The sequence below is a fragment of the Methylophilus sp. Leaf408 genome (assembly GCF_916856905.1).
Classification (GTDB): Bacteria; Pseudomonadota; Gammaproteobacteria; order Burkholderiales; family Methylophilaceae; genus Methylophilus.
The window spans coordinates 1,047,400-1,066,200 of sequence record NZ_CAKASK010000001.1 but is presented as its reverse complement, the minus strand read 5'-3'; the positions used below and the strand labels follow the sequence as shown (position 1 = coordinate 1,066,200).

The following is an 18,801-nucleotide window of genomic DNA, read 5'->3' as shown; positions in this document are numbered from 1 at the left end:
GCCCCCAGTAAGAGAGCTGCACCCATCATTGCGTTGAAAGAAGGTTTAAGTTTGAGGGAGTGTAGTGGTGATGGCTTTTAAGCGCGCTCGTTTTGAAAAACCTGCAACATTTCCTTGCGGTCTTTGCGTGCGCGTTTGTTGGCGTACATGCGTTTGTCGGCGATGCGCATCAGCTCTTCCGGTGTGCTGGCCTCATTGGCGAATACCACGCCCTGGCTGGCGCCTGCGCCAATAAAACCGGTGTTTTGCAACTGCTTGTTGGTGGCTTCGATCTGGTGTTCGCACCATTCAACTTGATCCTGATGGCATAAAATCGCGAACTCGTCACCGCCCAGCCGGTATAACTGGGCATCGCCCTCCAGGCGCTGGTTGAGGAACAGGCTAAAGTTTTTCAACAGGTTATCGCCTACGTCATGGCCGAAATGGTCATTGAAGTGTTTGAGATTATCCATATCCAGAAAGATCAGGCAGCCATGTTCAGGAAAATTCACCATTTTGCTTTCCAGCGCATGGCGGTTGGGGATGTTGGTTAATCTATCGGTCATGGCAAGTGAACGCGTATTCTGCAATTCAACCAGCATGCGGTCTTTGTCTTTGTGCAGGTGATTGATCTGGTAGGCCAGCACCAGCGCCAGTAGGACGGCTTCTACAGTCACGGCAATTAAGCCCATTTGCTCTATGGTCCAGATATTGGTGCTGAGTTTCTGCGCGCTGATAGACATGCCGCCCAACACACCAAACACTGTGATGGCGATCAGATAGAACTGTGCAGTACGATCGTTACGCCAGCTAAAGTAGCTGCCGCAAATAAAACCAAAGGTCAGGAAGATTGCAACGCCGGTACGTGCCATTTCGAGCATCCAGTTCGGGTTGGCAAACCCGTTGATCAAGAGCGCGAGCAACACCGCATAGACCAGCAATGCAAGTTTATGCAGCTTGGGCGTTTGCGTACGGTTGATCCCCAGCAGGTTGCAGACAAAACTGACATAAGCCATATTGGAAAGCAGGATAGGGGCGCTGCTGAGGTAAAACCAGTGTGTATTAGCCAGTTGCGCAAAGGCACCCAGGGCTGTGCCCTGGAATATCAGGTTGCCCAGGATGAACAGGGCATACATGCGCTCGGTGGTATGGCCGGGTGCGATGCCGATAGAGATGTAATAAAAGAAGATGCCCATCAGCACACCCAGCATCAGGATGGCGCCAGCCGAACTCTTCAATATCTGGTTCAGGTAATCTGGCTCGCTGGCGATAAACAATTCAGGTTGCGCCAGGTAATAGGGGGAATTGAGCTCGGTGGTCAGCAGGTAGGTACCTGGCGTCAGGTCAAACCTGCGCCCGTGACGTAACAGGTAAGTGTTCGTTTCACGGCTGCTTAAACCACCATGTGCCTCATAGGTTTTGCCATCAGCCGCGGTGAGGCGATGGCTGAAGTTGGCTATGACGGTGGTGTTTTTAAAATCAATGACATAGCTGTCAGCTTGCGTAATCGTGAGTGTGGTGTGGCAGGAAAATTTTCCACCGTGTAGCGGAATGCTTTCTACCGACTGCCCATGTTCATTCACACACCCTGTTAAGCCTAGCACCGGGTGGGCAAATACTGAGTTAGCAAGCAGCAGGCTTGTGAACAGTATTAAACAATAATGAAAAAGTCGGGAAAGCAACAAAAGTTAGCCTTAGGCATTAGCGACTAGGAATTCGCTATTATGTATGAATCTTAGCTGGTTATTTTGAACCCGCAAAGAATTTTCAAGTGTCAGAATGCTTTAATAAAAGCGCACAACCTTGGCTAACCTTATTGCTGAACCCGATTTTTTATTGCTGGCGCCGTGAAGATGCCTCGCTGGCTCTGGCTTCTAGCTGCGGCATGATCCATTTTCTGAACATCAACGGCGTGATCATGGTGGTAATTACCCCCATTAATATCAGCACCGAGAACAGTTCCTGGCCAATAAACCCGCGCTCATAGGCGATGCTGGCGATCACGAGTTCCATCACGCCGCGGCCATTTAGGATAAAGCCTATGCCCAGTGCATCGCTCTTGGGCAACCCGATCAAACGCCCGCCCAGCCAGCCAGCCAGTATCTTGGTCGCAATAGATACGATGAGCACGACTGTCACAAACCAGAATGATTCGATGATCTGCACCTTGAACTCCAGCCCCAGGTAGGCAAAGAACACCGGCGCCAGAAAACCGCCAGTGATAGAACCTAGCGTTAACTCTAATTCTTTGTAGCGGGAGGGCAGGAAGAAGTTACGGTCTATCAGCAGTGCACCAAAGAAAGCGCCAATCACAAAGTGGAAGCCGAGCGCTGCACTGACCGAGCCGAATACCAGCACAAATAACAGCAGGATGCCGAACAGGGCTTCATTACCGATCAGCGCAACCAGTTTTTCTGACCATAAATGCAGGTTGACGCCAGTATCCACCACTTTTTTGATCAGCAGACTGACACCGAGAATCATCAGTATCAGCAGGATCAATTTTGAGCTGGCATTAAAGATGGCGATGCTGACCGCGTGGTAGGATTTTTGTTCGGGCAGATTCAGGATGACGCCTAGTACCAGCAGGGCGGCAATGTCGTTAAAGATGGCGGTAGCGACCGAGTAACGGGCAATGTCTGAATCGAGTAGCTTGAAGCTTTGCAGGATGCTGACGGTGACTGGCAGCGCGGTAATGGAAACGCATAAGCCCAGGAAAATAGTACGGCTGACATCCAGCCCGAAGCTAACGCCGATCAGGATGCCGCCGGTGAGCGGCAGGATAAACCCAAGTAAGGCAATCACGATGCCTTTACCGCGCATGGAGTCGATGACCTCCTTGAAATTCATTTCCAGGCCTGCTGATAACACAATCAGGAATACCGCCAACTCGGAAATGCCTGACAAGGCAGGTGTAGGGGTGATCAGGCTGAGAATGCTGGGGCCTAGAATGACACCGGCAACCATTTGGCCAATGATGGCGGGCTGATTAAAGCGGCTGAAAAGTTGCCCGAGCAGGCGGGCGCAGACAATCAGTACAAGCAGGGTGGTGAGTAACGGCATTACTTCTTTCTTTAATACTTTTTGCAATCACCTGTATGTGACATGAGGATTTTACTAGCGCAGCGTGTCTGTATATGACTGGCGCTTGATTAAAAATGCCCGATTGAAAATTTCACATGAGATGAAATGCGAGAGTATTGAATAAATAATGGATTTTGCTTGAGTATAAATCATTCCGGCGCGTGGGGTACACAGATGCACTTTCTGGACGACACTAAGGGCGCATGACGTGCAGCATTTCTTTGCGGTTTTTGCGCGAACGCTTGTTTTCATACATACGCTTGTCGGCGATGCGTAATAGCGCTTCTGTGCTGTTGGCCTCATGCGCAAATACAACGCCCATACTGGCACCTGCACCGCCAAAGCCTTCTTTGTGTAATTGCAGGTGGGTATATTCAAGCTGGTGCTGGCACCACTCCACATCATCTTCATGGCAAAGGATGGCGAATTCATCACCTCCCAAGCGGTAAAGCTTGCCATGCTCGCTGAGTTTACTGGATAAAATCTTGGTAAAAAGTGTGAGCAGATGGTCACCCGTTTCATGGCCGAAATGGTCGTTCAACTGTTTCAGGTTATCCATATCCAGAAACATCAGGCAGCTATGCTGCGGCATTTGTAACAGCTTGTTTTCCAGCGCGTGACGGTTGGGAATGCCGGTCAGTCTGTCGGTCAGTGCCAGCGAACGCGTATTTTGCAGTTCGACCAGCATCAGCTCTTTCTCTTGATGCAGGCGGGTGATTTTGTAGGCCACCAGCAATGAGACCAATATGGCGTGCACAGTAACCGCAAAGAGCCCGAGTTGTTCTATGGTGAAAGTGGGTTGCGTGTTGTTTGCGGCCATCATCGCGAGCAGGCCGAAGCTGATAGTGGCAAGCAGGTAAAGTTGCGCGATGATTTGGCGTTGCAGGCTCAGGCGCAAACCGCAGGCCAGGCCAAAGCCAAGCAACAGCAGGATGCCTACACGTGCCATATCCAGCATCCAGTGAGGAAAAATCATCCCTAGGATGATCAACGCGATCAGCAGGCCGCTGATGATCAGCGAAAGCCGGTAGAGACGCGGGCGGTGAAATGGATTGATTCCTAGCAGGTGGCAAACGAAATTGACATATGCCAGGTTGGCAATCAGCAGGGGCAGGCCGGTGAGGTAAAACCAGTGCCACTCAAAAAACTGGTTAAAAATGCCAAGCGCCGCTGCATGAAATACCAGGTGTCCAAACAGGAAAGACGCGTAAAGGCGCTCGGTAATACGGCCGGCTAACATGCCTATCGTCGCATAATAGGTAAATAATCCCAATAAAATACCTAGTAATAACAGGCTGATTGCCGCACTGATATTGGTTTGTTGCTGATAACTGGCGAGGTCGGAAAGCATCAGCACGGGCGGCGCCAGATAGTAGGGTGATTGCAGCCAGGTGATCAGACGGTATGTGCCGGGATTGAGGCTGACGATGCGGCCATGCCGCAACACGAAAGGGTTACGTTCAGAACTGCTTAAGCCGCCTTTCATCATTGCCAGCATGGCCGGCTTTTCAATCACTTTATTTTCAGCAATATTTTCCTCGAAAATTTCGTGCTGGAAACGGGCGATGGTCGAGGTGTTTTTGAAATCGATGACGTACTGGTTGGCTTGTGCAATTTTCAGCACGCTCTGGCAGACAAACTTGCCGCCCTGTAATGGAATGCTGGCGACCAGCACACCTTGCTGATTAATGCAGGTTGTGCCGAGCAATGCCGGAGCCGTTGATGCCGGCGGCATCATGCTAAACCCTGAAGATATCAGGCCGAATCCTAGTGGAATAAGGCTGATCCAAAGCGTTATGAGCGTCCAAAACCGATAACGTGGCAATTTAAATTTTCCAGTAAACGCTGCAAATCACGGGGCAGTGTACATGAAAAATTCCTGGGTTATAGCTGGGCCAGTTGATTAAGAAAAGCAAAGGTTTACTAACTAACGTTGCTGCATGACATGAAAAACCCGCATATGAAATGCGGGTGCTTTATGAATCAAACGGCTATCAATCCTAGTGAGCGGATACTGCTTTTTCAGTAGCCTCGGTGGTTTCTTTAATGTGCTCTTTGGCTACTGCCGCTGCCTCTTTAGCGGCCTCGACAGCCTCTGATGTCGCCGCTTTAATTTCTCCAGCGGCCTCCTTTGTCTCTTCGTGAGCAGACTCATAAGCTTTTTCAATGGAAGCTTCATTGTCGCTACAGGCAACCAGCAAACTCATGCTCAAACCAGCAATGCTTAATAAACGAAAAAATGAGTACATGTCAGAGGCTCCTAAATTAATTAACTTTAACTTAATTAAATCATTCCAACCTTACAGTCCGCTTAAATCAATCCTTTAGTTACTATCAGCGTTATCAATGCGAATGTCTATTGCAACTGTTGTATTTGCGCAGCAATCTGCTCGCTGAGCAAGTCAAGATTGTTGCCCAATGCGCGTACCAGTGCAGGATAGCCACTCTCGCTCAATGGCGTTGTAAATTTGAATGACTGGTTTTGCAACGGCGCACGGTCGGCTGAAAGTAATTGCCAATGGCCGCTAAGCACCGCATAGCCCTGCATCTGGCCGTGGAACTGGTCTATGGTGAGTTGCAGGCTGTTGGTTTTTAACGGTGCGCCAGGCAGCGGGTCAACCACTGCGGTATCAGCAAGACGGCTGGAAAGGCGGGTACGCAAGCCGCGGCTTAATTCTTGTGACAGATTATCAACCCATAAATGGTCACGTGCCGGATGTAATGTAATATCGTCCAGTTGGACTACGATCCTGTCACTATCCAGGTAATCAGCCAGCTGGATTTTATTGAGTACCAGTGTTCTGGTCGCCGATTTATCCCGTGCCGCGCTGGCTGATGCCTGCACTTCAGGCAGGCTGTAACGTTCGCTTTTTACCGGTGGGTTGGATTTCAGGCAAGCGCCCAGGCTGCATGCCAGAACTAACATCAGGCCGTTACGTAAGTAGTTTGTAGTGATCATGATTGCGAATTCCTTACGGGTTGGCCGGTGCTTGTATATTAGCCGGTGCTTGCGGCACCGGGTCATTGCCAGGCTTGCGACCAAACAGCACCGCGCTTGGCTCTTCATTTAAAGTGCGCGCCAACGGTTGTATATCACGCAGGGCTTTATCCAGGCGTTGCAAGGTAGTTGTCAGCTCCTGATAAGCAGGCGAATCCGGTGACAACCCTTTGAGCGTCGCTTGCAGTTCCTGCATGGTCTTATTCAGGTTGGCAGGCATCTGCTGCAGTTCAGGCTGGCTGATAAACTTGTTCACTTGCTCACTGAGCGCACGAATCTCTTTCATCGTTACTTCTGATTGCTGCAGGTTTTTATCCAGGCCGGAAAGCACAGGCTCCACCTTGAGCTGATTCAGTTTATCCAGCAGGTCAGACAGTTTCTGTTCGATCTGGGCCAGGCTGGTGGCACTGGTCGGCAATACCGGCAAACCTTCAAAGCGCTCGCGCTTGTAGGGTTTGTGTGATTTTTGATCCATATTCAAATCGACATAAACCGAACCGGTAAGCAGGTTGCCGGATTTAAGGGTGGCATGTAGCCCGCGCTGCAGCATATGACCAATGCGGGTTTTCCACTCTTCCAGGTTTGCCTGGCCGTTATCGGCCAACCGCCCGGGTTCAAGGTGAATCAGCACCGGAATTGCGTAACGGAATTCTTTTTTACGTTCCGGTGAATTGAATTTCCATGGCACACTCATGACGGTACCTATGCGCAGGCCGCGGAATTCCACAGGCGCGCCCTTGTTCAGGCCGCGCACGGTGTCATCCACCAGCAGCACATATTCAATGTACTGGTCGTAGGTTTGCTGGCGTGCGGCTTCTTCATTGGCAAACAGTTCAAAGGTGGTCTCCGAGCGTACCGGTTGCCCCATCGGGATATCATCCGGATGACCGAAGCTGACGCCACCGGCAATCAATGACTCCACCGTAGGGATATTCGCCCTGAAGCCTTGCGCATCCAGTTTTACGTCTATGCCGACAGCGGTCCAGAAACGCGAATTCTTGGTGACTAATACATCGTAAGGGTGTTCGATAAACAGCTCGTGCTGCATCTTGCGCTGTTTCGGGTCAAAGGTGGCACTGACGACACGGCCTACACGCAAACCCTGGTAAGTGACCGGATCACCGACGCGTAAGGCGTTGCCCACTTTACCTTCGAGGTTTACATGCACACCCTTGGCGCCATTCAGGGAAATAGGCGGTTGATCAAGTACCGTAAACTGGTCAGTTTCTTCCAGGCTTTTGCCCGGTTGCAGTTGAATATAAGAACCCGAAATCACGGTATTTAATCCACTAATCCCTTCCAGCCCGATACGTGGTTTAACTACCCACAGTTGGGTATCTTTGACCAGCATGGGCTGGGCTTTAGGCGTAATGCGGGCGATGACTTCAATATGGGTAAGGTCATCCGACAAGGTCACTTGCTCGATCTGGCCGATATCGACGCTATGTACCTTGATTTTTGTTTTACCGGCTTCAATGCCTTCGGCATTGGTCATGGAGAGTGTGATCTGTTTGCCAACCTTGGTGTAATTGTCATAAGCCAGCCATAAGCCTATCAGCAGGGCAACCACAGGCACAATCCAGATAGGCGAGATTCTGGCTGTGTTGACGTTTGCCAGCTGGTGATCCTTTTGTGGCAGGTCACCAGTATTTTGATTATCAGCTTGCTGATCGTTTTTGCTCTGATCATTAGGCGGCAGCGCATCATTGGGCGGCTGATTATTAGAGTGCTCTGTCATTAGGTTTTCCTTGTGTATCCCACAATAAACGGGGATCAAATGCCATGGCGGCAAGCATGGTCGTAATCACCACTGCGCTGAAAGCTAGCGCCGCAGGGCCGGGTAATACCGACATCAGGTTGCCGGATTGTATCAGCGCCACCATGATGGCGACGACAAAAACATCCACCATAGACCAGCGGCCAATTAACTCGGTGATCCGGTACAACGCAGATTTCTGATGCGCATTCAACGGGCCGGGATGTCGCGCCAGCCATAGCAAGAGTGCCATTATCAGCATTTTGATAATCGGTACCATGACACTGGCGACAAAGATGATCACCGCCACGGGCTCCGAGCCGTGCTGCCAGAGTTCTATCATGCCACCAATAATGGTCGAAGAATGACTTTGGCCTAGCGAGGTCGTAATCATCATCGGGTAGGCGTTGGCCGGAATATATAACACGGCCGCTGTCAGCAACAAGGCCCAGGTAAATTGCAGGCTGTTGGGTTTGCGCTTGTGCAAGGTACTGCCGCAACGGATGCAGATAAATGCGGATGGAGTTTTGGTTTCGGGTATCGCGTTGACCAGGCCACAGGTGGAGCATCCGATCACATGCTGGTCTCTCGCGTTAATGCCGCAAAGGATGGATGGGTCCGGCGAGGGTTCGCCAGCCAGTTTTAACCATAACAAATCAATATCCACTGAGCGCGTGGTCATCAATAATAATATGGCAAATACGCAATATGCCCAGAATGAAGCGCCCAGATGCACTTCGCCAATGTCAGTCAGCTTTACCAGGCTCACCAGCGCCGCGATGATAAATACATCGGCCATCATCCACGGATGCAGTTGCGAGAATAACCGGGCAATCACGTCACTGTAGGCGCGCGGCACTCTACGCAATACGTTTGCCTGCATCAGGATGACACCGATCAGGTACAACCCGGGCAGGATGATCGCGGTCGCACTCACAATCAGCGCCACCAGTGGCTGGTTCACATTCACCAGTGTCGCCGCGGTTTCCGGCAAGGCAATCTGGCTATCCAGGCCATTGGTATCCATGCTGATAAACGGGAAGGCGACCGCGATCATCAAGCTCAACAGGGCAGTGACAGCCAATGCAATACTACGCTGCACCGGGTGCAGATGTCGCCTTGCCAGCACGTGACCACAGCGCGGGCAGTTGGCGTGCTCACCCGGCCGCAACACTGGAATAGCACTGACCAGATCGCAGGCACTGCAGGCACGCAAACGCCGCCATTTTATTTTTTGCTGCTCTGTCATCGCGGTTGAATGGAGTGGTTTATAGGTTAGTTGACTTTGACTTGCATGTTAAACGGGCCATCTTTGAACAGGCAAGATGTTTATAAATATAAATCTGATTTAAAAGGCCATCTTTATGGTGACCGGAAAAAATGAAAAAGATTCGCGGCTGTTGATTCATCGTGCCTGTCTGTTATGTAGTGTTGGCTGTTTAGCTATTAAAGCCTGCTGCTTTCATGAGTAACTTAATCATAAAACTCACAAACGTGAGAGCGGCGATACTGCCTAGCCAGATCAGTAGCAACCAGCCTAATCTTTTAGCAAAACTGCTTTTCTGTGTTCTGCCAGTCATCGCATGCCTCTATCAGTGATAAGCATCGTCCGGGTTCACTTTGCCGCGGAATACGTAATATGCCCAGCCTGTATAAATCAGGATAATCGGGATAATAACCAATGCCCCAACAAGGGCAAACATCTGGCTTTGTGGCGGTGCAGCCGCGGCGTGAATGGAAATATGTGGCGGAATAATGTTAGGCCAGATACTGATGCCCAGGCCCATGTAGCCAAGCAGGATCAGGCAAAGGGTGTAAATAAAAGGTGTGGTTTCGGATTTATCGCTGAGTGATTTCTGCAGCCGGTAAAAGAAAAATGCCACCAATAATGGTACTGGCGACAGAAATAACAAGTTAGGCATCGTGAACCATCTGTCAGCGATGCCGTGATCCATCAGTGGCGTCCAGATACTAATGATGACGATAGTGGCAAACAGGAATACTGAAATCTGGCGTGACAGCTTGTAGCAGGTTTTCTGCAAATCGCCCGATGTTTTCATGATTAGCCAGGTGCAACCCAGCAAGGCGTAAGTCACCAGCAAGCTCAGGCCGGTGAAAATCGAAAAAGGCGAGATCCAGTCTAACGGTCCACCGGCATAGGCGTCGTTGACAACTTTGATGCCTTGCAGATAAGCCCCTAGCGTCATGCCCTGGAAGAAAGTCGCGGCAATCGAGCCACATAGAAAAGCTTTGTCCCAGAAATGCCGCTCTTCATCAGTTGCCCTGAACCGGAATTCAAATGCCACCCCGCGAAAAATCAGCGCCATCAGCATAAATAACAGTGGCAGCGAAAGTGCGCTCAAAATCACCGAGTAGGCGAGTGGGAACGCTGCCAGCAAGCCGGCCCCGCCCAATACCAGCCAGGTTTCGTTGCCATCCCATACCGGTGCGACGGTATTCATCATCAGGTCGCGGTCATGCTTCTCCTGAAAGAACGGGTAGAGGATGCCGATGCCCAGATCAAAACCATCCATGATGATATACATCATGATGCCAAACAGGATGATGATGGCCCATACCAATGATAAGTCCAGTGATAAGCCCATTTATTGATCCTTTTTGTCTGTTTTGTCTGTTTTGTCTGTATTAGCCGGTGCTGCCGGCACCTTGTTATCAGGATGAAATTCTGGTGCCAGTGCAAACTCGTCTACATCGGTCGGGTTGATGGAAATCGCATCCCCTTGCAATGCTTCTCCGGTTTTCGGGCCTATATTAATCAGTCGCAACACGTATAAGGTGCCCATGCCGAATAACGCCAGATAGATCACCACGAATAAGCCCAGGGTGAGTGCAACTTCGGTTGTCGTATGTGGCGTTACCGCATCTGCGGTGCGTAACACGCCGTAGACTACCCATGGCTGACGGCCTATTTCGGTGGTATACCAGCCCGCTAATATGGCAATCACTCCGGCTGGTCCCATGGCAATGGCGAATTTCTGGAATGGGGTGCTCTGGTACAACCGGTCTTTGACACGCAACCATAACGAAGTCACTGCCAGCAATATCATCAGCATCCCCAGGCCTACCATCAGGCGGAAGGTCCAGAATACAATGGTGGCATTGGGTCTGTCTTGTGCCGGAAAGTCTTTTAGAGCAGGAATTTGCTCAGTCAGTGAATGGCGTAAGATCAGGCTGCCCAGCACTGGGATTTCAACCGCAAAATGCGTTTTTTCTTGTGCCATATCCGGCCAGCCAAATAAGACCAATGGCGTTGCCTGACCTGGCGGATTTTCCCAGTGGCCTTCAATCGCAGCGATTTTAGCGGGTTGGTGCTTGAGGGTATTCAGGCCATGCAGGTCACCGATCACGGCCTGCATAGGCGCGAGCAATAATATCAGCCATAAGCCCATAGACATCATTTTGCGCACGCCAGGATTGTTTTTGCCTCGCAGCAATTGCCAGGCGCCCGCAGATACGACGAATAGTGCGGTTGCCAAATAGGCGCCGACTACCATATGCACCAGGCGGTATGGAAAAGATGGGTTGAAAATAATCTTGAACCAGTCCACCGGGATGACTTTACCAGCGACCAGCTCAAAACCTTGCGGGGTATGCATCCAGCTGTTGGAGGCTAATATCCAGGTCGCTGAAACCAGGGTGCCAATCGCCACCATTACGGTAGAAGTAAAGTGCAAGCCGGGCCCGACTTTGTTCCAGCCGAACAGCATCACGCCTAAAAAACCAGCCTCAAGAAAGAAAGCGGTCAATACTTCATAAGCAAGCAGTGGCCCTGTGATGCTGCCAGCCACAGAGGAAAAACCAGCCCAGTTCGTGCCAAACTGGTAGGCCATCACCAGGCCGGACACTACGCCCATACCGAAACACAGTGAAAATATTTTGATCCAGAAGTGGTACAGGTCGAGATAGACAGTATTTTTGGTTTTTAGCCAACTGGCTTCAATCACCGCGAGATAGCTTGCCAGGCCGATGGTGATTGCCGGGAATACAATATGGAACGAGATGGTGAATCCAAACTGGATTCTTGCTAACGTTAATGCCAAATCAGACATTCTTATCCTTTGTAACGCGTTTGATGCTAACGGCTATCCACAGGGCAGGCTAATCATGCTTCATGAATATTATCAGAGTGCCCAAGGTTATTACATTGAGCAGGTTTGACTGGGGATAGTTGCATGCATACTAAAAGTTTGCTGCTTAAAGCTTTTAAGGCTGGGTAATAGATAACTGTGCTCTAAAAATTTAGCATTTCTGTATCTGTTTTCCTTGCATTGGCTGGCTTACGATGGGACTCATCATTCATCCGTTTGCGATTTCTGGTTATCACCCACTACATCCATCCCAGATTTAGCCGTTATTAAGGTTTTTCACCAGAAAAATTTGCCGAATAGCAGGAACTATGTCTCAACCAAAAGCCACAATCAAGCCATACCATCACCCTGCCGCAGGCTGGGGAGCACTCAAGCAAGTCGCCGCGCAACTTGCCTTGCAGAAGATTCCTGTGAAAGGGGTATTGACCCTGCTGGCGCAAAACCAGCCGGATGGCTTTGATTGCCCTGGTTGTGCCTGGCCGGATAAAGAGCATACCTCGACTTTTGAGTTCTGCGAAAACGGTGTGAAAGCGGTAGCTGCTGAGGCCACCAACAAACGGGTTCCTCCCGAATTTTTTGCCAAGCACACGGTGACCGAGTTAATGCAGTGGAGCGATTTCGACCTTGAAAATGAAGGCCGTTTAACCCACCCGATGCGCTACAACCCGGTGACAGATAAATACGAAGTTGTTTTATGGGACGATGCTTTTACCTTGATGGCTGAGCATTTGAATGCCCTGGCAGACCCGAATGAAGCTGTGTTTTATACCTCTGGACGCGCCAGCAATGAAGCCGCTTTCCTGTATCAGCTGTTCGTACGTGAATTCGGTACTAATAATTTCCCGGATTGTTCTAATCTTTGCCATGAATCCACCAGTATTGCTTTGCCGGCAACCGTTGGTGTAGGTAAAGGCTCGGTGACCCTGCAGGATTTTGAGCATGCCGACACCTTACTGATTTTCGGCCAGAACCCGGCGACCAATCACCCGCGTATGTTGGGTGAACTGCGTGAAGCTGCGAAACGTGGTGCGCGGATTGTGGCTATTAACCCATTAAAAGAGCGCGGCCTTGAGCGTTTTGCCGACCCGCAAAGTCCGTTCGACATGCTGTCTTTCAAAGGCAGCCAGATCAGCAGCCTGTTTATCCAGCCGAAACTGGGAGGGGACCTGGCGCTAATCAAGGGCATGATCAAGTTTGTAATCCAGTGGGATGATGTCGCGATAGTCAAAGGTACTGAGCGTGTGGTAGATGTGGATTTCATTGCCCAGCACACCAATAACTTTGAAGCGATTGCTGCTGACGCCCGCCAGGAAAGCTGGGACGTGATTGTTGAAGAGTCTGGCGTATCATTAGCGCAGATTGAAGAAATCGCCCGTATCTATGCCACCGGCGACCGTGTGATTTCCACCTGGGGCATGGGTATCACCCAGCACAAACATGGTGTGGCGACGATCAAGACGTTAGTGAATTTAATGTTGCTGCGCGGTAATGTCGGCAAGGAAGGCGCTGGCCTGTGCCCGGTGCGCGGCCACAGCAATGTGCAAGGTAACCGTACTGTTGGCATTTACGAAAAAATGCCGCTGGAATTCCTGCAAAGCCTGGATCGTGTATTTGATCTGAATGTACCGAAAACGCCAGGTTATGATGCAGTCGCCTCAATTGAAGCGATGATAGACGGCAAGGTGAAATTCTTCTTCGGCCTGGGCGGTAATTTTTCGATTTCCACACCCGATACCGATCGCACCTGGCAAGGCATGCGCAATTGCGAACTGACCGCGCATGTAACCACCAAGCTCAACCGCAGCCACCTGGTGCATGGTAAAGAAGCGCTGATACTGCCATGCCTGGGCCGTACCGAGATCGACACGCAGGAAACCGGTCCGCAGGGCGTCACTGTTGAAGATTCCATGAGCATGGTGCATATCTCCTACGGTATGAACAAGCCAGCTTCACCACAACTGCTGTCCGAGCCTGCCATTGTCGCCCGTCTGGCACATGCCACGCTGAAAAGCAGCAAAACGCCATGGCTGGAATATATCAAGGATTACAGCAAGATCCGCGACATCATTGAGCAGACGATGCCGGTGGCGTTCAGGGATTACAACGAGCGCATCAAGACTCCGGGCGGTTTCCGCATGCCGGTCCCTTCCAGCCAGCGGATCTGGAATACGCCTTCTGGTAAGGCTGAATTCACGTTACAGGCTATCCCGCAAAATTCGCCTATCCACCAGGCACGCGAGCAATATGGCGACCAGTTGTTTGTGTTGATGACTACCCGTTCGCATGACCAGTACAACACCACCATCTATGGCATGGATGACCGTTACCGCGGCGTCTTCGGCCAGCGTCGGGTCATTTTCATGAATCCTGCCGATATTGAGCGCCAGGGTTTGCAAGCCGGTGACTGGATAAACCTGGTCAGTGTCTGGCAGGACGGCATTACACGGCGCGCAGATAACTTCATGGTCGTTTCATACGACATTCCGCAAGGTTGCCTGAGTGGCTATTACCCGGAGACCAATAACCTGGTGCCGTTAGAAAGTGTTGCCGATCATTCACGTACACCGACTTCAAAATCGATTCCGGTGATCATCGAGAAAGCTTCTGAGGTTGCCAATGCTGCTTGATTACGACCAGTATGACGCTTCCATAGAAGAAAGTATCAGTGTTGATCATCCTGACCGGATTGATCCTTCCCCGCTAGATACCAGTGCTGTGCGTATGCTGGGCATCCTGGCTTTGCTACATGCAGAACATGGGCAGGGACGGGCACAGGTTCCGCTGGCGGCTATCTGCAAGCGTCTGGAATTACGCATGAGTACACTGCAACGCCTGATGACTGCACTCAGCGAGCAGCAACTGGTCGATGTCATGATGGAAAAAGAGCGCCTGGTTGCGGCCCTGACACCCGCAGGAGAGGAAATCACGCTCGCGCTGCAGTCGGCTTAAATTGAGTTCATCTTAAATTTAAGCCGCTTTATATTTCATCAATATCGCCGCTACGCCGCATATCGCTGGCGTATAATGGTCCGCATCTGCGTTTCTCCCCAGTCTTACCACCATGAAGCTTTATGTCTCGTTTGCCGCCCGCATACGCGCAATGATAGATGAAGGCGTTTTGCGACCGGGAGACAGAGTCCCTTCAGTCCGCCAGGCCAGCGAAAAATATAGTCTCAGCATCAGTACGGTTTTACGTGGTTACTTACTGCTGGAACAGGAAGGCGTGATCAGCAGCCATCCGCAATCGGGCTATTACGTCACTCCACGCAAACGCCTGCAACAGAAACAAACTTCAGCGCTGGCAAAAGATATCAATCTATCCGAAGTCGATGCCAGCAAACTGGTCCTCACCACACTCAAATCCATTCGCGAATTCGGTACGGTCCCGTTAGGCTCGCCATTCCCTGATCCGCAACTGTTTCCGCTCAAGAAAATCCACCAGTATGAAAAAGCCCTGACCGATGACCAGGGTGAGTGGGGCGTTCTCAGCGACCTGCCACCAGGCAATGAGATGCTACGCCAGCAGATTGCCAGGCGTTACCTTACTAATGGCATGGATGTATCGCCTGACGATATCGTCATCACGCACGGGGCTACCGAAGCCATCACCCTTTGCCTGCAAGCCGTGGCCAAAGCAGGGGATACCATCGCGCTGGAATCCCCAGGCTACTACGCGCTGGCGCACACCGTAGAGCGCCTGGGCATGAGAGTGGCTGAAGTCCGCACTCATCCAGACTCCGGTATTGATCTGGACGCGTTACGTGCCGTTACCGACAATGTGCGTGTCGCTGCCGTTATCCTCACCAGCAACTTCCAGAATCCGCTCGGTTTTGTGATGCCCGATGCCAAGAAACAGGCCTTAGTGGAATTTCTTGCAGAACAGCAGATTCCTCTGATTGAAGATGATGTGTATGGGGAACTGTATTTCAGCGAGCAAGCGCCTTTGCCCGCCAAGGCTTTTGACCGTACCGGTATGGTGCTGCATTGCTCATCGTTCTCCAAATCGCTGGCCCCAGGCTATCGCGTTGGCTGGATGGCTGCTGGCCGTTACCGGCAAGAAGTTGAGCGGTTGATGTTCCTGAACAGCCTGTCGCTGACTTCAGCCCCGCAAATCGCAATTGCCAAATTCATGCAGCGCGATAGTTTCGAGCAGCATCTCAAACAATTACGTCATACCTTGCGTTCAAACTATGTGCTGATGCGTAATGTGATCGAACAGAGCTTTCCGGTAGGTACGGAGCTTTCTGTGCCCAAGGGCGGTTACGTCATCTGGGTAAAGCTGCCTCAAGCGCTGGATGCGCTGGAACTCTATCGTGCCGCCATCGATAATGGCATCACGGTTGCGCCAGGTACGATTTTTTCACTTAGGAAAGAACTGACGCACTACATAAGGCTTAACTTCAGCCATCTGTGGACTTTGGTGATAGAAAAAGCAGTCCGTGATGTAGGTGCACTGGCTTGTGAGATGCTGGCAGCAGAAAAACCGCAAGCATAGAAAACGCGTATAAAATGTAGAGACTGGAAAAGCAAAAAGCCTTGTATTTCTACAAGGCTTTTTTAATTTGGCTCCTCAACCTGGGCTCGAACCAGGGACCTACGGATTAACAGTCCGGCGCTCTACCGACTGAGCTATTGAGGAATCGGTACGTCGTTTGAAGGCGCTATATTACTGAGACCGTGCCCCTTGGTCAACCACTTTTTGCGAATTTCTCCATATTTTTCGATGCGCAGTTTAAATGCCGGTTTTGCTTGATAGGCAGTCATAAAAGTCAAGAGGTTTGCATGGTCAGATCGCACTTTTGTTACCCAAACGGGTCAATTTTTTATTGGGGCAAGGTCGTTTATAATAGCGGTAACAGGAGATGCTTATGCGTACAGTTTTAGGAAAAGTGGTTGGTCTGACCGGTGCTGCGGAAATTGTGGATCAGTATGGTCACCATATTCAGCTGAAAGCGGGTGATACATTGCATGCCGGCGATCAGTTAGTGACCGTGGCTGGCGCACAGGTTGCCATGCAGGCGATCAGTGGCGAGATGGTTCAATTTGCCGAACAACAGTCGGTCACATTGTCTGACGAAGTATCTGCATCGCCGCATACCATGGATATCAGTGAGCATGCAGTGAATCCGGCGGTGATTCAACATGTGCTGGCTGCTTTGCAATTGAATGATGCGACTGATTTAACGCCGCCGCTGGCATCCATGCTGCAAGAAGAGGCAAGCGCTTTTGTTTCAATCGCGCATACTTCAATCACCGAGCAGGCGCTGCAAGATACAAGCCCTGCAGATGCTTTGAATATTCATGATGTATTGATTTCCGGCGATCATCATGCGGTAGTGTCTCCAGCCGTGATGCCGATTACGGAACTGGCAGACCTGATGACACAAACGGCAGGTGCAGATATCGGGTTACCGAACAGCCCGCTAAAAGACTTTCTGAATGACTAGATAATCTTAGTACTGGAATAATAAAAAAGCGCCTGATGGCGCTTTTTTATTTTGAGTGCAGGATTAGGCTTTAAGCGCTTGTTCTATCCTGTCCAATGCTTCGCGCAGGTTATCCATGCTGGTAGCAAACGAGATACGGAAATACCCTTCAGCACCAAATGCAGAGCCTGGCACCACCGCGACATTGTGTTCTTCCAGCAGGTATTCTGCCAGCGCCATGTCTGAAGTTTCTTTGATTTTGCCAGCCTGATGCAGATTTGCAATCGCCTGACGCGCATCCGGGAAAGCATAGAAAGCACCCCCAGCCATTAAACAGCTTAAGCCCGGCATGGCATTGAACCGGTCAACCACATATTGATGGCGCTCTTTAAAGGCAGCGACCATCGGTTTGATACAGTCCTGTGAGCCACTCAGGGCGGCTTCAGCGGCATACTGGGAAATAGAAGTCGGGTTGCTGGTCGACTGGCTTTGCAGGATTTCCATCGCCTTGATGATGTAAGCCGGGCCAGCCGCATAACCTATACGCCAGCCGGTCATGGAATACGCTTTGGATACGCCATTAAGTACGATACAACGGTCTTTCAAGCCAGGCGCGGCATTAAGGATGTTATGGAATTGATCACCGGTCAGGTTGACGTGTTCATACATGTCATCGGTAGCGATCAATATGTGTGGATGTTTGAGCAGCACTTCGCCCAATGCTTTTAATTCTTCCAATGAATAGACTGCGCCGGTCGGGTTAGAAGGCGAATTGAACATCACCAGTTTGGTTTTGCTGTTAATCGCTGCTTCCAGCTGGCCAGGCAGTAATTTGAAGCCTTGCTCAATACCACATTCCAGGATCACGGGCTTGGCCTCAGCCACCATGGCGATATCGGCATAACTGACCCAGTAAGGCGCCGGGATGATCACTTCATCGCCAGGGTTCAATACTGCCAGACACAGGTTGAAAATGGTTTGCTTGCCGCCTACGCCAACAATCACTTCATTCACGGCATAATCAAAACCGTTTTCATTCTTGAATTTGTTAACAATAGCTTTTTTCAGGGCTGGAATGCCACTGACGGGCGTGTATTTTGTGTAACCTGCGTCGATGGCTGCTTTGGCTGCATCTTTAATATGTTGCGGTGTATCGAAATCTGGCTCACCTGCTGCCAGGCCAATAATCGGACGGCCTTCGGATTTATATTTGGCGGCTTTGGCGGTGATAGCCAAAGTAGGGGATTCTTTAATGGATAAAACTCGCGCAGATAGCACGTTGGCGGCAGGTTTGCTCAAAATGGCGTCCTTGTTGATCGGTATGTGCACAAGCAGGCTAGACTTTCGTGCCTGCAAAAAAATGAAAAACGCAACATTTTACGCAAAAACCACGTGCGGTGGAAGTGAATGACACCAGTTTTAAACAGATTTTTGGCGCAATCAAACGTG

The 18,801-nt window shown here is 50.6% G+C and carries 15 protein-coding genes and 1 tRNA gene; 4 read left to right on the top strand and 12 right to left on the bottom strand.

The window, feature by feature from the left end:
- Positions 1-77 precede the first annotated feature (77 nt).
- The 10 genes from LPA26_RS04785 to LPA26_RS04740 all read right to left on the bottom strand — a co-directional run bounded on the left by LPA26_RS04785 (position 78) and on the right by LPA26_RS04740 (position 11,887).
- Positions 78-1,562 (bottom strand): diguanylate cyclase, encoded by a 1,485-nt coding sequence (locus LPA26_RS04785; protein ID WP_229007526.1) that lies wholly within the window; start codon positions 1,560-1,562, stop codon positions 78-80.
- A gap of 250 nt (positions 1,563-1,812) precedes the next feature.
- Positions 1,813-3,042: a cation:proton antiporter gene (locus LPA26_RS04780; protein WP_055867124.1), complete on the bottom strand. Its 1,230-nt coding sequence runs from the start codon at positions 3,040-3,042 to the stop codon at positions 1,813-1,815.
- A gap of 214 nt (positions 3,043-3,256) precedes the next feature.
- A complete protein-coding gene (locus LPA26_RS04775; RefSeq protein WP_229007525.1) occupies positions 3,257-4,801 on the bottom strand; it encodes a GGDEF domain-containing protein in 1,545 nt (514 codons plus the stop codon).
- A gap of 262 nt (positions 4,802-5,063) precedes the next feature.
- Positions 5,064-5,312 carry a hypothetical protein gene (locus LPA26_RS04770; protein WP_229007524.1) on the bottom strand — a complete coding sequence of 83 codons (249 nt, stop codon included), beginning with the start codon at positions 5,310-5,312 and terminating at the stop codon, positions 5,064-5,066.
- Between the two features lie 107 nt (positions 5,313-5,419).
- On the bottom strand, positions 5,420-6,022 hold the full coding sequence (locus LPA26_RS04765) for a membrane integrity-associated transporter subunit PqiC (protein ID WP_229007523.1): 603 nt from the start codon (positions 6,020-6,022) through the stop codon (positions 5,420-5,422).
- Between the two features lie 13 nt (positions 6,023-6,035).
- The gene (gene pqiB, locus LPA26_RS04760) at positions 6,036-7,799 is read right to left on the bottom strand and encodes an intermembrane transport protein PqiB (RefSeq protein ID WP_082487953.1); all 1,764 of its coding nucleotides are present in this window, start codon (positions 7,797-7,799) and stop codon (positions 6,036-6,038) included.
- Entirely contained in the window at positions 7,783-9,066 is a 1,284-nt protein-coding gene (locus LPA26_RS04755; RefSeq protein ID WP_229007522.1) for a PqiA/YebS family transporter subunit, read from the bottom strand. The genes pqiB and LPA26_RS04755 overlap by 17 nt, the downstream gene beginning before the upstream one ends.
- Positions 9,067-9,256: 190 nt before the next feature.
- Positions 9,257-9,397, bottom strand: coding sequence for a DUF2474 family protein (locus LPA26_RS04750; RefSeq protein WP_229007521.1), 141 nt, complete (start codon positions 9,395-9,397; stop codon positions 9,257-9,259).
- A gap of 12 nt (positions 9,398-9,409) precedes the next feature.
- Complete coding sequence (gene cydB, locus LPA26_RS04745; RefSeq protein ID WP_229007520.1) at positions 9,410-10,423, bottom strand: cytochrome d ubiquinol oxidase subunit II; 1,014 nt, start codon at positions 10,421-10,423, stop codon at positions 9,410-9,412.
- Positions 10,424-11,887 (bottom strand): cytochrome ubiquinol oxidase subunit I, encoded by a 1,464-nt coding sequence (locus tag LPA26_RS04740; protein ID WP_229007519.1) that lies wholly within the window; start codon positions 11,885-11,887, stop codon positions 10,424-10,426.
- A gap of 347 nt (positions 11,888-12,234) precedes the next feature.
- Between LPA26_RS04740 and LPA26_RS04735 the strand changes: the two genes are divergently transcribed.
- The 3 genes from LPA26_RS04735 to LPA26_RS04725 all read left to right on the top strand — a co-directional run bounded on the left by LPA26_RS04735 (position 12,235) and on the right by LPA26_RS04725 (position 16,421).
- Positions 12,235-14,553 carry an FdhF/YdeP family oxidoreductase gene (locus LPA26_RS04735; RefSeq protein ID WP_229007518.1) on the top strand — a complete coding sequence of 773 codons (2,319 nt, stop codon included), beginning with the start codon at positions 12,235-12,237 and terminating at the stop codon, positions 14,551-14,553.
- On the top strand, positions 14,543-14,875 hold the full coding sequence (locus LPA26_RS04730) for a hypothetical protein (RefSeq protein WP_229007517.1): 333 nt from the start codon (positions 14,543-14,545) through the stop codon (positions 14,873-14,875). The genes LPA26_RS04735 and LPA26_RS04730 overlap by 11 nt, the downstream gene beginning before the upstream one ends.
- Positions 14,876-14,987: 112 nt before the next feature.
- Complete coding sequence (locus tag LPA26_RS04725) at positions 14,988-16,421, top strand: PLP-dependent aminotransferase family protein (RefSeq protein WP_229007516.1); 1,434 nt, start codon at positions 14,988-14,990, stop codon at positions 16,419-16,421.
- Between the two features lie 68 nt (positions 16,422-16,489).
- On the opposite strand, the gene LPA26_RS04720 is transcribed toward LPA26_RS04725, so the two are convergent.
- Positions 16,490-16,565, bottom strand: a tRNA-Asn gene (locus LPA26_RS04720).
- A 229-nt stretch (positions 16,566-16,794) separates the two neighbouring features.
- Here LPA26_RS04720 and LPA26_RS04715 point away from each other — a divergent pair.
- Positions 16,795-17,373, top strand: coding sequence for a hypothetical protein (locus tag LPA26_RS04715; protein ID WP_229007515.1), 579 nt, complete (start codon positions 16,795-16,797; stop codon positions 17,371-17,373).
- Between the two features lie 63 nt (positions 17,374-17,436).
- On the opposite strand, the gene LPA26_RS04710 is transcribed toward LPA26_RS04715, so the two are convergent.
- Positions 17,437-18,651, bottom strand: coding sequence for a pyridoxal phosphate-dependent aminotransferase (locus tag LPA26_RS04710; protein WP_229007514.1), 1,215 nt, complete (start codon positions 18,649-18,651; stop codon positions 17,437-17,439).
- Between the last annotated feature and the right edge of the window lie 150 nt (positions 18,652-18,801).